The organism is Streptomyces sp. NBC_00876, assembly GCF_045207435.1.
Classification (GTDB): Bacteria; Actinomycetota; Actinomycetes; order Streptomycetales; family Streptomycetaceae; genus Streptomyces.
This window is the reverse complement of sequence record NZ_CP108800.1, coordinates 2753569-2767825: the sequence shown is the minus strand read 5'-3', so window position 1 is coordinate 2767825 and position 14257 is coordinate 2753569. Positions and strand designations below refer to the sequence as shown.

Sequence of the window (14257 nt, the reverse complement as noted above, 5' to 3'; positions counted from 1 at the left end):
GTCAGTTGTCCCCCTGGTGGCGCAGCGATATCGCGGGGTCGGTGCGGCGCAGGGCGAGGGCCGCGACGATGAGCAGCGGCAGTGCGGCGACCCCGGCCAGCAGGACGGCCACCTGGCCGGCCGGCAGCTGCACCAGCACCGCGGGCACCGGCTGGGCCGCCTGCCCGGTCAGTACGATCAGCGGCACGACCGCCCGGGTGAGTACGGCCCCGAGCACGCCCCCGACCAGCAGCGCGATGGCGATCAGTACGCCCTGTTCGGCCGCGGTCATCCGGGCCAGCCGGCGGCGCGGGGTGCCCAGGGCCCGCAGTACGGCGAACTCGGCGGAACGTTCCCGCTGCGAGCCGACGGCGGCCACCGCGAAGCCGACGGCGGCCAGCGCGGCGGCGATGACCGCCACCGCGAGCAGCGCGGACTGCGGGCCGGCGCCCAGCGGATCGCTGACCAGTTCCCGGGCGACCTCGTCGCGTACCTGTACCTGTACGGGATCGGTGTCGGGCTGCTCGCGGAGGGCGGCCGCGACCTGCGCGGTGCGTCCCGGTTCGGTGCTCAGCCACCACTCGGTGGCGGTGAGCCGCGCGTTCGGGCGCTCGGCGAAGACCCGGCCCAGGGACCTGAGGTCGAGCAGCAGGGCGCCGCCGTCCCGGGCCCGCTGCGATTCCCCCGTGGCCGCGGAGGGGGTGGCGCCGGGCCCGGTGGTCGGCAGCCGGTGCACGGACCGCACGATCTTCACCCGGACCTGCTCACCGGCCACCGTGACATCGACGTTCTGCCCCGTCTTCGCCCCGGCCGCCTTCAGATAGGCGTCCGTGGCCACGGCGTTCACCACCGGGGCCCGGACCAGGGGGGCGGTGATCCTTATGTTGAGGCCCGGCACCGCGGTCGCCGCGTCCTCGGGCGTGACGAATCCGGTGGCGTAGTCGAGGCCCAGCGGCTCCGTGGCCGACGCGGTCGGATGGACGGCCGCACCGGGCTGTACGTCGCCGAACACATCGCTGGACACCTCGGCCTGCCAGCGGAAGGAACGGGGCACCGGGACCGGCTGCTCGGCGCCGCCCGTCGTCAGGGTGCGCAGTCCGCTCACGGCGAGCCGGTGCGACTCGCTGCGGCTGACGGGCTGTTTGTCGTCCAGCTCGAACCCGGTGACGGCCAGTTCCCCGGCCGCGGCCACCTCGATCTCGACCGGATGCGCCTTCCCGTCGACCGGCACGGCGCCGGCGAGCACCTGGTACGGAAGGCCGTAGCGGTCCTCCAGCAGCACGGTGAGCAGGGGGCCCATCCCGGACGGCGAGGTCCTGCCGGGCGCGGACACGGCGGAGATCCGCGCGTCGAAGCGGAGCCGGGTGCTGTTCTCCGGGAGCAGCAGGCCGGTGCGAGTAGCGCCGGGCGGGGCGAGTGCGTCGAACAGCCGGTCCGCGGAACCGTCGTCGAGGTCGTCGCGCATCAGCATCCGCTCGTCCGCGTGCGCGGTGTCCAGCGCGAGTATGTCGGCGGTGCGCTCGCCGGAGAGGTCCACCGTCGTACGGAAGGCGGGCGCCGCCTCACGTACGCCGGGCAGCCGCGCGTACGCGCCGGACTTCGCCGGGTCCGCGTTGACGCCGCCGACCATCCGGACCGACGCACCGGACCTGAAGTCCGCCTGGTCGCTCTGCGAACGGTCCCACGACGCGCTCTGCCCGATCGCCAGCATGCCCATCGCCACCGACAGGACCAGCAGCAGCACCGGTCCGGCGCCCCGCAACGGGCGGCGGCTGAACTGCCAGCCGGCCAGTGCGGTCGCCAGCCCCCGGCCGCCGGCCGCACGGCGTTCCGCGAGCCGGGCGGCGGGCGGCAGCAGCCGCAGCGTCAGCACGGTGCCGGCGAGCAGAGCCAGCGCGGGGGCGGCCACCAGCAGCGGGTCGATGCCCAGCCGGCCCTGGCGGTCGCCGCTGAGCGCGCCGCCGCCCGAGCCCTTGGTCTGCCGGTCCAGCTGCCAGAACGCCACCGCCGCGATCAGCAGCAGGGCGAGGTCCGCGCCCGCCCGCACCGGTGCGGGCAGCGCGGCGGAACGGGTGGTGCGCCGGCCTCCGGCGCTGGCGGCCAGGGCGGGGGCCACGACGGCGAGTGCGCAGGCCAGCGCGGTGACGGCCGCGATCAGCCACACCTGTGCCGTGACGCCCGTATCGAGCCGCAGACCTATTCGGGAGAGTTCACTGCGGTCAGCCAGGAGCCGTGTCAGCGGTCCGGCGAGCAGGGGGGCGGCGACGGCCGCGGGCAGGGCGAGCAGCAGGGCCTCGATCGCCGCGAGCGCGGTGATCCGGGCGCGCGATGCGCCGCGGGCCCTCAGCAGTTCGGTCTCGCCGCCGCGTTCACTGCTCAGCAGCCGGGCCACCAGCAGCAGGGCGTATCCGGCGAGCAGCACCAGCTGCACCGCCACGATCGACAGGGTCGAGCGGGAGACCAGCAGGGACCGGTCGATCTGGTCCAGGACGGTGGGCAGTGACGTCTGCGCACTGGCTCCGTCCTGGAACTCCGGCGCGGCGAGCAGTGCCTTGGGGCCCGCGGTCGCCGAGTGCTTCAGCGCGGCCATCCGGTCCGTGGTGACGGTCCGGAAGTCGGCGGAGGCCAGCCACGACATCTCGCCGGAACTGGTCCGCCCGGAGCCGAGCACGGCCGGATCGGTGAGCAGCGGGCCGTAGGTCGTGAAGACGACCTTGCGGATGCCGCGCCCGCCGAGCGCGTCCAGCTGCCAGTACGGATCGGCCTGGTCCGCGGCCTTGTAGAGGCCGGTGACCAGGATCTGCACCGGCTTGCCGCCCAGCCGGTCGGTGACCTTCAGCCGGGCGCCGGGCTTCAGCCCGAGGGCGTCGGCGGCGGTCGACGGAAGGGCGACCTGTACGGGGTCACCGGCCTTCCCGGCCCCCGCGACGGGCATCCGGCCCGAGGTGAGGCGGACGCGGGTGCGGTCCAGCGAGGCGAAGTGCGTGAGATCGGGATCGCCGCGACGGGCCGCCGGGGCCTGCAGACTGCGCGGCAGCGCGTACGGACCGGAGGACTCCAGCTTCCGCACGGTCACCGGGAGACCGTCGAACGTGGCGCGCGCGGCCTTGCGCGCCGAGGCGTCGGCGGCGTCCCGCTGCTCGCGCTCCACCTGCGCGGATACGACGAGTGAGGCGGGGGCGGCGGACCGGTGGGTGAGCGTGTGCCGCAGCGCGGCATCGCCGATGGAGCCGGAGAACGCGGTGAGCGCCGCCAGGACCGAGGTGGTGAGCAGGACAGCCAGAACGGCTGCGGCGAGAAGGAGCCGGTGCGCCCTCACCCGCAGAAAGACGAACCCCGTCACCTGGCCCCCTAGTCACACTCGCATCGCGCCCACCCGCCCCCCGGCGTTGCCTGGATGCTTTCAGAAGGCCCCTGCTCGTGGAAACCGCTTACGGGTACACCTTGATGGGATTGTGACCGCTATCCGGCGGCGGAGTTCCGCATTCCGCACACCGTTGACCGCTTCTCAGCCCTCGGTGTTCACCATCGACGCGGCCGCATAGGTGAGGTAGTCCCACAGCTGACGCTCGTGTTCCGGGGCCAGGCCGAGTTCGTCCAGCGCCACCCGCATATGGCTCAGCCAGGCGTCGTGCGCGGCGCGGTCCACCCGGAACGGCACGTGCCGCATCCGCAGCCGGGGATGTCCGCGCTGGTCGCCGTAGGTGCGCGGGCCGCCCCAGTACTGCATGAGGAACAGCGTGAAGCGCTCCTCGGCAGGGCCCAGATCCTCCTCCGGGTACATCGGCCGCAGCAGCGGGTCCCCGGCCACGCCCTGGTAGAAGCGGTGGACCAGGCGCCGGAAGGTCTCCTCGCCGCCGACCAGCTCGTAGAAGGTCTGCTCCTGCAGCGTGTCGCGCGGATTCTCAGTCACCCGTCCATGGTCGCAGACGCGCCGGCCGGGGACGGGGCCCCGGGGGCATCGGGCGCGACGGCCGGTCCCGGGAAGCGTTTCGGAGGAGCCGGCCGCCGGATTCTCTGTTTACAGTTCGTGATGCGAACTAGTACGGTTCGTGATGCGAACTTAAGTGGTTCGTGTAGCGAATGATGTGCACCGGCTCGCTGGAGGGCGGGAGAACATGAAGAGGGGGAGAACATGACGAGCGGAAATCTGAATCGTGTCGTGGTGGTCGTCGGGGGAGGGTACGGAGGTGCGGCGGTCGCCAAGGCGCTCGACGCGGAGACCGATGTCGTACTGATCGATCCCAAGGACGCGTTCGTCCATGCGGCGGGATCGCTCCGGGCCCTGGTCAAGCCCGACTGGGCGGGCCATATCTTCTTTCCCTACGACACCCTGCTCGGGCGCGGCACCGTCCGGCGCGACCGTGCCGTCTCCGTGGACCCGTCCGGTGTCACCTTGGCCTCGGGCGAGCGGATCGCAGCCGACTACCTCGTGCTCGCCACCGGCTCCGACTACCCCTTCCCGGCCAAGATGGACACCGATCACTCCGGCGAGGCGCTGGAGCGGATCCATGAGGCGCATGCCGAACTCGCCGCCGCCGGGCGGGTGCTGATCGCCGGCGCCGGACCGGTCGGACTGGAGCTGGCCGGTGAGATCAAGGCCGTCTGGCCGGACAAGCACGTGATCATCACCGACCCGGCCGAGGAGCTGATGCCGGGCTTCCTGCCGGAGTTCCGCGAGGAACTGCTCCGCCAGCTGTCCGGACTCGGCGTGGAGCTGCGCCTTGGCACCGTGCTGAGCGAGCAGCCGCCGGTCGGGCCGGGACGGACGAAGCCGTTCACCGTGGCCACCGACGGCGGCGAGATCACGGCCGACATCTGGTTCCGCTGCTACGGCGTGCGCACCAACGGCGACTACCTCGCCGACGGCCGGGTCGCGGTACGCACCCCGCAGGGCAGGGTCCGGGTCACCGAAGCGCTCAATGTCGAGGGGCACGACCACATCTACGCGATCGGTGACCTCACCGACCTGGCCGAGGCCAAGATGGCCGGCTACGCCATGAAGCACGCCGAGGTGGTGACGCGGAACATCCTCGCCCAGGTGCGCGGAGAGGGGCCCGTGGACGTCTACCGGCCGTCCCCGGTGCCCTCGGTCCTGCTTCCGCTCGGGCCCGGGGGCGGGGTGGGGCAGGTGCCCACACCCGACGGTCCGAGTCTCCTGCCGGCGTCGGCGGTCAGTGCGTACAAGGGCGCGGACCTCTTCACCGGCCGGTTCGCCGATCTCTTCGGCATCGCACGCGATGCGTGACTAACGGGCGGTGGGGGCGTTCTCGTCGGACTCCATGAAGACGACCGGCACTTCGTTGTCCCGTACCAGGCGGCCGAGGAGTGCCGCGAGCAACTCGCGGTCGGGGGCGCCGAGTCCGTGCGACAGCGCCTCCACCCGGCGGCAGGTCTCGAGGTAGAACGCATCGGCGAGCTCGTCGCCCGTCGAGGTCAGGGCGACGCGGACCGCGCGCCCGTCCTCGGGGTCGGGTTCGCGGCGCACCAGGCCACGCTGGACACTGCGGTCCACCAGACCGGTGAGGCTGGACTTCGCCAGCCCCAGCATCCGGCCGAGCTCGCGCATTCCGTACGGCTGCACCATCAATACGCAGAGCAGCTGGCCCTGCTGAGCGGTGATTCCGTGTTCCCGCCCGGACTCGGCGTACACGGCATTCACCAGGAATGAGGACCGCACCAATGCGGTGACGACCCCCATCTGCCCACTCTCGGCCTTTCGCATTCCCCCAGAATACGGCAGACGGTGACGGTCCGGCCCCACAGGGAGTGGACATTCGTATCACGAACTATGTTCTGTCGGCCGCCTGGGAAATCCCTCTGCGAACCGCCTGCGGACAGCAATGCGGCCGGCGAGGAGGCGTGAGCCCTCTCGCCGGCCGCATGTGCCGTTCGCGCTCGTCAGTCCCGGCGGATCGTGATCGTCGTCCACGCCCCGACGTGCACCTGGTCGCCGTCCTGGAGCGGTACGGGGACATAGGGCTGGATCGGCTCCTCGGCGCCGTTGACCGTGGTGCCGTTGGTGGAGTTCTGGTCGACCACGGCCCAGCTGCTGTCGGGCTGCTGCACCAGAACCGCGTGCTGGTGGGAGACGCCCGGGTCCTCCGGCGGCACCGACAGGTCGATGTCGGGGGACTCGCCCGTACTGTGCCGGCGGCGGCCGATGGTGATCTGGCTGCCGGAGAGCGAGAGCTGCTGCTCCGGGGAGTACGCGGGCAGGTTGAGCCCGGTGGCCTCGGGGCCGCTGCGCTGCATCATCGCCAGGAAGTACTCGCGGTCCGGGGCGACGACCGCCGTCCAGCTGGTGGACAACGGGGCCTGCCCCATGCCCTGCCCCATACCCATCCCCTGGCCCATGCCCTGGCCACCGCCCTGCTCCGGGCCCTGGTTCTGCCCCGGGTAAGGCGGCTGCACCGGCGTCTGCGGACCCTGGGCCTGCGACGGCGGCGAAAGCAGCCAGTCGTCGCCGTCGGGCTGGGTCTGTGGCGGCGCAGGCGGACCGGGCTGCTCGAAGACCGGGGGAGCCGTCTGCTGGAACGCCGGCGGTGCGCCCTGCTGCTGGAACGGCGGAGGCGGGGGTGAGCCCTGAGGGAAGCCCGGTCCGCCCGGTCCGCCCTGCTGTCCCTGGGGGAACGACGGCGGCGGCGGGGGGCCCTGCTGTCCCTGCTGGTACGGCGGCGGGGGCGGCGGTCCCTGCTGGAAGGGGTGCTGACCCGGTCCCGGCGGACCGGGCTGTCCCGGGCCCGTGGAGATGGGCTCGGCCGACCGGTTGATCTGCGAGGGGCGGGAGCTCTGGTAGTCGAAGGGGTCGCGCGGCTGCGGCGGGCCCGGCGGCGGCTGGGCCTGGAAGCCCGGCGGCAGATTGAGTCCGGGACCCTGACCGCCCGCTCCGCCCGGACCGTGCTGCGGGGCCAGCGGTGTGTACGACGTCGCGGTGTTCGTGAGGAAGTTCCAGCGGCACTCCTCGCAGAACGGCGCCATCGGCTCCCGCGGGGTGCGACACTGCGGGCAGAGCTCGGCCTGGGCGGTCGCGTCGGGGTCGTAACCCTGCGGGTATCCGTAACCGGGCGCGGGCGGCGGGGGAGGCGGCGGGGGCACTGCGCCCGCTCCGGCCATGCGGTGGCCGCAGACCTCGCACCAGTCCTCGGAACCCGACTGGTGTCCGTTCGGGCATGTCGGCATGTCGGCGCTTCCCCCTCTCCTCGTCCGGCCCCGGGGGCCGTCATTTTTTCTTGCTCGCCGCCCGGCGGACCTGTGCGGCCGGGCGGCTGATCAGTGCGGATATGTGGTTATTTCTTGACGCGAACGGTCTTCGTGGAGCGCGTTTCGAGTGTCATCTCGTCCGCTTCCGCTACCTTCGCCTTCAGTCGCACAGTACCTGTCGCCGCGTCGACGACGTCTACCACCTTCGAAAGCAGTTTCGCAGTGTCCTCGTTGCCGGACGCCGATGCCAGCTGCACCGCACGGCCGAGTTTGGCCGTCGCGCCGTCGAAGTCTCCCGACTTGCGTGCATCGAGGCCCTGCTGGATGACTTGTGCCAGTTCCGCCTGACCTGTGTAGTGCGCGACCTGCGGATTGATCGAGGTCGACGCCACCATGTCGTCCGTCCACACCGCCCGCACCAGACCCTGCGAAAGCGTCTGCGGCGCCCCGCCCGACGGGTCGGGAAGGATCAGCGAGACACGGGCCGCCAGCATCTCCTGCCCGATGCCGGCCTCGGGCACCTGCACGCACACGTGGTAGTCGCGGGACTCGTCGCCCCAGGAGCCGGTGGGATAGTCCCCGGCGCGCGGGCCGGCCTCGGTGCGGCGGTCGGTCAGCTCGGCGACCGTCGGCGCGACCTGCTTCACGAATTTGATCTCCACGCCGACCGGGGTCCAGAGCCGCAGCGCGACGTCCGCGACCTCCTTGCCCATCGCGTTCTCCATCATCTGCGTGAAGTCCGCGGCCAGTCCCGCCGGGTCGGCGACGATGTCGGCGGTGCCGAGCAGTGCCGAGGCGATGGCTGTGACCTCTTTCACTTCCCAGTCCGTGCCGACTCCGCGGGCGTCGCATGTGAACCGGCCCGCACAGGCGTCGAGCGCGGCGCGCAGATCCTCCGGCGCCTCGTGCTCGTTGCGCCCGTCCGTCAGCAGGATCCCGTGCCGGATGTTCACCTCGGCGGCGCCGAGCAGCCGGTCGGCCAGCCGCAGCCAGGTCCCGATCGCCGTACCGCCGCCCGCGCTGAGCCGGCGCAGGGCCTCCTTCGCCTGGGCCCTGGTCTGTGCGTCGGCCGTGGCGAGCCGCCCGTTGCCCGGGTACACCTCCTTGGCGATGTGCGTGCCGCCGACCACGGCGAACGCGGTGCCGTCGCGCAGGGTGTCGATGGCAGCCGCCGTCGCATCGCGGGCGTTGCGCATCTTCGTCGGCGGGTAGTCCATCGAACCCGAGCAGTCCACCATGATCACTACTGCGGCGTTCGCCGCCTGCCCCGGCACGTGCGAGGGCGCATGGCTCGCGCTCGTCAGCGGAACACCACCGGTGGTGCCGCCTCCGGTCGATGTGACCGTGATGATGCCGTTGACCTCGCGGCCGCCCTCGGGAAGAAATTCGTTCTGATACACCTCGACGGAGAACTGCGGCACGTTCGACTTGGAGAAATTGGCCATCTGATCGGCTCCTTGAGGCTCCACGTGTCAGATGAAGACAGTTTTACGGACAAAGGCATCGGAGGTGCACAGGGCGGACGGATCGGGACTCAACCGCCGCTGCAGGCGGATCATGCCCCTTGCGGCGATACGGCGAACGGCAGCAGAGCCACTGTTACGTTGTCGTGGCCCCCGCCGTCGAGTGCGTGACCCACCAGCACCTGGGCGCCGTGCAGGGGCCGTTCGTACGCGTCGACGGGCACCGCGGCCGCCATCTCGGCGGCGGACTCCGCGTAGTTCCACAGACCGTCCGTGCAGACCACCACGAGGCCCGGCCGGTCCGGTTTGAACGAGGCGGTGTGCGGCTCCAGTTCGTAGGCGTCCGCGCCGAGCCAGCCCGTGATGGCGTGGGCACGCTCGTCCGCGTACGCCTCCGCCTCGTTCATCAGACCGGCCGCGACCATCTGCGCGGCCCACGAATCGTCCTCGGTGAGCCGGGCCGGCGGGGTGGAGCGGTCCTCGGGCACCCAGTACACCCGGCTGTCGCCGACCCAGCCGACGACCAGCAGACCGCTCGCCATGATGGCGCCGACCAGCGTGCACGCCGGGGCGTTCTGATGGCGGTGCGGATCCTGCTCCTGGGCCTGGCCGGGCTCCTGGGCCAGCAGGTTGACCGACTCGGCGGCCGCGACGATCGCCTCGTGCATCGCCTGCTGCGGATGCGTGCCGAGCGGCAGCGCGTTCAGCAGCGCCTCGTTGGCCGCGCTCGCGGCGGCGGCCGACGCCTCGTCGGGGCGGCTGGCCGACGACACCCCGTCGCAGACGATCGCGACGACGGCGGGGGAGCCGTCCGGCAGCGCGGTGGTGGACACCGCGAACGAGTCCTCGTTGCGGTGATGACGCAGACCGCGGTCGCTGACCGCGGCGACCGAGCCCAGCTCCTGCTCCATGTGGTCGCGCTCGCGCGGCTGGGCATGGCCGCAGTTCTCGCAGTAGCCGTCGTTGTCGACGCGCCCGGCCCGGCAGGCCACGCACACCTTCGTGCCGGCGGGCGGGGCCGGAGCGGGGTCGGGGGAGGTACGGGGATCGGGCGGCGCCGCAGCGCCGGCCGCCCCGGGAGCGGCCAGCTCGAAGTCGCCGGCCGCGTCCGGACCGTCGAAGCGGACCTCCGACGGGGCCCCGGCGGGCGAGGGCGGGGCCGGGCTCTCCGCGACGGCGGCGGAACCGGCCACCGGACCGGCCGCAGGGGCCGCCCCCGCACCGGGTCCCGGCGTGGCGATGGCGATCGTCGGCCGGTCCTGCGGCGGCTCGGGCACGGCCGACAGGTCGTACCCGCACGCACCGCAGAACAGGTCTCCGGGCTCCAGCGGCTCCTCGCAGCCGGGACACCTCGACAAGGCAGTCTCCTGGTCGTTCTGCGACATGTTCACACCCACGTTCGGGGGCGGAAACGGTTGGCCCGCTCCACCAGTTCGATCCTCTCGTCGCCGGGCTCAGCCAGCCGGGCGAGCATCCGGTACGAACGCTCGAGCCCGAACCGCAGGCCGCGCTCGTCCAACTCACTGCCGAGCAGCGTCTTCGGCCCCTGCGGCCCGGCGAACCCGGCCGGCTGCGGAGCCGAAGGGCTACCGGAGAGTACCCAGTCCAGTGCCGTGCCCAGCACCTCGGTCGACAGCCGCTCCCGGCGCACCGCGTCCAGACCGAGCCCGGCCAGCCCCGACACCTGGGCCGACGCGGCCATCAGATCGGCGATCAGCGGCTCGTCCGGGGCCCGTTCGCGCAGCCGCGCCCGCACCGCGGCCACCCGGGCCGCCGTGTAGTGGATCGATGCCTCCGGCACCGACTCCAGCGTTCTGACGGCCGCGGCCCGGTCCCCGGCCGCGATCTGTACCCGGGCCAGGCCGAACGCCGCACTCACGAAGCTCGGGTCGGTCATCCACACCAGCCGGTAGTACTCGGCGGCGTTGTCCAGCTGGCCCAGCACCTCCGCACAGATGCCGAGGGCCAGCTTGGGCGCGGGCTCCCCGGGAAACGCGTCGTAGACCGCGTCGAAGGACAGCGCCGCGTTCTCCTTGTCACCGGTCACCAGGGAGGTGAGGCCGCGGTACCAGACCACCCGCCAGTCGTCCGGGTGCTTCGCCTCCAGCGCCGCCAGCGTGCCGGCCGCGGCGCCCACGTCGTTCATCTCCAGGGTGGCCCGCAGCTCGCGCAGCCGGGTCTCCAGCGACGCGGTGGGCACGGACTGCAGGGCGGCGATGAGTTCGGCGGGCGCCGACGCCATCACGCCCGCGAGGAAACCCGCGTTGGGGTCGTTCGCGTCGACCCGGGGGACCGGCAGGGCGAGTGAGGTCCCCCGCACATCGAGCCCGGCCAGCCGGGGCGCGCCCGCGACGGCCACCCCTGCCAGGGTGCCCGGGTTCGCGACGGGGACCCGGGGGCCGGGAACGGCCGCCTGGGCCTGCGCGTACGGGGACGCGCCGCCGCCGTTGCCGCGGACGTGCGTCGGCGGGGCGGTCAGCGGCCCGGCTCCCGCGGCGTACGCCGGAGGCGGGGGACCGGCGGGCAGCGCGCCGGGCGCGCCCGGGGACGGGGCCCCCGCCGCGGCCGGCGGGAGGGCCGGCGCCGCGGCGGCCGCCCCGCCCCGGCGGCGCCCGAGGAAGCCGGACCCGCCCGGCTCCGGGGCCCGCGCCCCCAGGCGCGACACCTCGCCCGTCAGGATGGTGAAGAGCTCCGTGTCGGTGACCCGCAGCTCCGCGCCGAACAGCGTCGACAGCGCCGGACGCGGGCGCCCCGTCTGCAGCGACACCACCTCGCGCAGCACGCCGGTCAGCTGCTCCGCCATCTCCGACGCGGAGGCGAACCGCCGCGCCGGATCGGGGTCGGTGGCCCGTACCAGCAGCCGGTAGAACGACTCGTAGGTCCGGAACACCTCGATGTTGTCCGGGTCCGGCAGCGAGTCCACGAAGACGTTCGTGTAGCCCTGGAAGTCGAACGTGAGCACCGCGAGCGTCCGCGCGACCGTGTACAGGTCGGAGGCCACCGAAGGCCCGACCTCCGCCACCTCCGGCGCCTGGTAGCCCACCGTGCCGTAGATGGCCGACTCATCGTCGTCCATCCGGCGGACCGCGCCCATGTCGATCAGCTTCAGCTGGTCCTCGGTCTGGATCGCGTTGTCGACCTTGAAGTCGCAGTACAGCAGGTTGCGGCTGTGCAGATGGCCCAGGGCCTCCAGCGCCTCTATGCCGAACGCGCACGCCTGCTCCACCGGCAGCGGGTCCCGCTTGCCGGCCGCGGTGCGGCGCTCGTTGGCGATCTCCTTGAGCGCCTTGCCGCCGACGTACTCCATGACGATGTAGCCGTCGAGCGAACCGGTCCGCTGGTCGAGGTGCTCGACGAAGTTGTAGATGCGGACGATGTTGGAGTGCTCGATCTCGGCGAGGAACCGGCGCTCGGAGATGGCCGCCGCCATGGCGTCCTGGTCACCGGTGTCGAGCAGGCCCTTGAGCACCACCCAGCGGTCGGAGACCGCGCGGTCCACCGCGAGATAGACCCAGCCGAGCCCGCCGTGCGCCAGACAGCCCGCGACCTCGTACTGCCCGTGGACGACATCGCCGCCCTGAAGCTTGGGCACGAAGGAGTACGGGTGGCCGCACTTGGTGCAGAAACCCTCCGTACGCCCCGGCCGCTCGCCCCGGGCCCGGCCCACCGGCGCCCCGCAGTCCGAACGCGAGCAGAACCGCTTGCGCTCGGGCACCTCCGGGTTCTCCATCACGGCGGTGCGCGGATCGGGACGCGGCACATCCGGTACGAGCACCAGCCCGGCACCCAGCCGGTTGCGGCCCGATGCGCCGGCCGACTTGGCCGAGGAGCGCACCGACACCGAACGCGATGTGACGCTCCCCGACAGGGCGCGCGAGAGCCTCCCCGACACCGAACGCCGCGAGGTGGACGAGCGCGACGAGGACCGCGAGGAGGCCCTGGACGAGGCCTGCGAACTGCTGCGGGACGAAGAGCTGTTGCTGCCCCTGCCGCCGCCCGCGATGCCGGTGGGCGGCGAGCTCACCATTCCGTTCGGCGAGACGACCGGAGCGAGCCCGCAGGTGTCGCAGTACAGCTCACCGCCGCCCATGTCCTCGTAACTGCCCTCGCACGCGGGGCGCTGGCACTGCGTACTCATGGTCATTCCCCCTGTTCGCCCCGCCGCCGCGGCGGCCACGATGCTCCGTCACTACCCGTCATGCACACCATGTGCCCCACATGCTCCAGGGGCCCCGTCCGGCTCATGGATGCCCCCGCCGGTCCTCTGGACCGGACGCCCGGCGCCCGGCCAGCAGTTCCAGCGCCGCGTCCTGATAACGCTGCACCGACAGCGCGGCGACCCGCAGATCGCACGGGGCGCTCCACAGCATCCGGCGCGCCGCGTCGTAGCGCTCGATGAGGACCAGGTCCTCCGCCAGGCCGTTGCGGGCCACCTTCGCCTTGTACGCGTCGAGCCTGCCGCGCAGCTCCGCCCGCACGGCCAGCGGCGCGGTGACCGCCGTCAGCTGCTCGCGGGCCCGCAGCAGCTCCTCCCCGGCCTGCAGCTCCAGCGACTCCAGCAGCGGTGAGAGCCGGTGCCACTGGGCGTGCCTGCGGTACTCCGAGGCCGCCGCGAGACGCTCCTGGAGCGCGGTCGGCGGGCCGTTGACCACGGGGACCTCGGAGGCGGCGATCTTCGCGAGCACCTCGCCGCGCGCCGCCCTGGCCTCGGCCAGCGTGCGGTCCGCCCGGGAGAGCACGTCGCGCAGCTGGACCAGCCGCTGCTCGGCGTCCTGCCGGACGGCGAGCACCGCCTCGACCTCGCGCCGCACCTCGTCCAGTGCCCGGGCCGCCCGGTCGTAGCGCGTGGTGTCGGGACGCCCGCCGCCGGGCGCCGAACTGCCGGGTCCGGGCAGCCAGAACGCCAGCGGGTCGGAGATCACCTGTACCCGCAGCGTGGTCAGCTCCTGGGTGATCGACTCCAGGTCGTCGCCCGCCGGATGCTCCCCGGGCCGCACGCCGACCGAGTGCGCCAGCGAATGGGTGCGGCGCAGCTCGGCGGCGAGGAGATCTATCCGGGCGGGCATCGCCGACCACACGGAGTCGGAGGCCACGACCATGTCGAGCGAGCGCGCGTACAGCTCGTTCATCCGGTTGACCAGCTCCTCCAGCGTGAAGCGCTCGGAGAGCCGGGCCGGGCCGGTGATCGACGGGTCGTGACCGGCGGCGGCATGCGCCACCGTGACGCCCTGGCCGCGCAGCAGCTCGGTCAGGGCCACCAGATCCTCGCGGTTGGGATGGCGCCGCCGGGCCCGCACCTCGCGTGCCTTGTTCAGCGCCCCCGCGTACGCGTCGAAGTAGCCCCACAGCAGCGTGATCGACTGCTCGGTGGCGCTCCAGCGCTCCTTGGTGACACCGGTGAGGTCGGCGCCCTCCAGGAGCCGTCGGCCGGCGTGGTCCTGGAGGGCGAGGAGCGAGGTCTCGATCGCCTCGTGCTCCGCGCCGAGCCGGGCCAGCGCACGGTCGGCCTCGTCCCGGTCCATGACCGGGCCGGGGGGCCGGGCCGCGTAGCTGGGGAAGGGGCCCGCGACGCCCATCGATCACCTCTCCGCTCTCCCTGCCGGGCGGGGGCC

Annotated in this window: 9 protein-coding genes; 1 reads left to right on the top strand and 8 read right to left on the bottom strand. The window is 72.8% G+C overall.

Translation table 11 applies throughout. The features are described from left to right. Position 1 precedes the first annotated feature (1 nt). Positions 2–3322: an FtsX-like permease family protein gene (locus tag OG782_RS12105; RefSeq protein ID WP_406450157.1), complete on the bottom strand. Its 3321-nt coding sequence runs from the start codon at positions 3320–3322 to the stop codon at positions 2–4. 165 nt (positions 3323–3487) lie between these two features. Further along, a complete protein-coding gene (locus OG782_RS12100; RefSeq protein WP_406450155.1) occupies positions 3488–3892 on the bottom strand; it encodes a globin in 405 nt (134 codons plus the stop codon). A 222-nt stretch (positions 3893–4114) separates the two neighbouring features. Here OG782_RS12100 and OG782_RS12095 point away from each other — a divergent pair, with 222 nt between their 5' ends. After that, on the top strand, positions 4115–5227 hold the full coding sequence (locus OG782_RS12095) for an NAD(P)/FAD-dependent oxidoreductase (protein ID WP_406450153.1): 1113 nt from the start codon (positions 4115–4117) through the stop codon (positions 5225–5227). Here OG782_RS12095 and OG782_RS12090 read toward each other — a convergent pair whose 3' ends face one another. The 6 genes from OG782_RS12090 to OG782_RS12065 all read right to left on the bottom strand — a co-directional run bounded on the left by OG782_RS12090 (position 5228) and on the right by OG782_RS12065 (position 14221). Then, a complete protein-coding gene (locus OG782_RS12090) occupies positions 5228–5680 on the bottom strand; it encodes a MarR family winged helix-turn-helix transcriptional regulator (protein WP_406459008.1) in 453 nt (150 codons plus the stop codon). 200 nt (positions 5681–5880) lie between these two features. Then, the gene (locus OG782_RS12085) at positions 5881–7161 is read right to left on the bottom strand and encodes an FHA domain-containing protein (RefSeq protein WP_406450151.1); all 1281 of its coding nucleotides are present in this window, start codon (positions 7159–7161) and stop codon (positions 5881–5883) included. Between the two features lie 107 nt (positions 7162–7268). Beyond that, positions 7269–8627 carry a vWA domain-containing protein gene (locus OG782_RS12080; RefSeq protein ID WP_406450149.1) on the bottom strand — a complete coding sequence of 453 codons (1359 nt, stop codon included), beginning with the start codon at positions 8625–8627 and terminating at the stop codon, positions 7269–7271. A gap of 110 nt (positions 8628–8737) precedes the next feature. Further along, positions 8738–10036 carry a PP2C family serine/threonine-protein phosphatase gene (locus OG782_RS12075; RefSeq protein WP_406450147.1) on the bottom strand — a complete coding sequence of 433 codons (1299 nt, stop codon included), beginning with the start codon at positions 10034–10036 and terminating at the stop codon, positions 8738–8740. Continuing rightward, the gene (locus OG782_RS12070; RefSeq protein ID WP_406450145.1) at positions 10033–12783 is read right to left on the bottom strand and encodes a tetratricopeptide repeat protein; all 2751 of its coding nucleotides are present in this window, start codon (positions 12781–12783) and stop codon (positions 10033–10035) included. Before OG782_RS12070 ends, OG782_RS12075 begins: the two co-directional genes overlap by 4 nt. A gap of 103 nt (positions 12784–12886) precedes the next feature. Further along, positions 12887–14221, bottom strand: a complete 1335-nt coding sequence (locus OG782_RS12065; RefSeq protein ID WP_406450143.1) for a hypothetical protein — start codon at positions 14219–14221, stop codon at positions 12887–12889. Positions 14222–14257 lie beyond the last annotated feature (36 nt).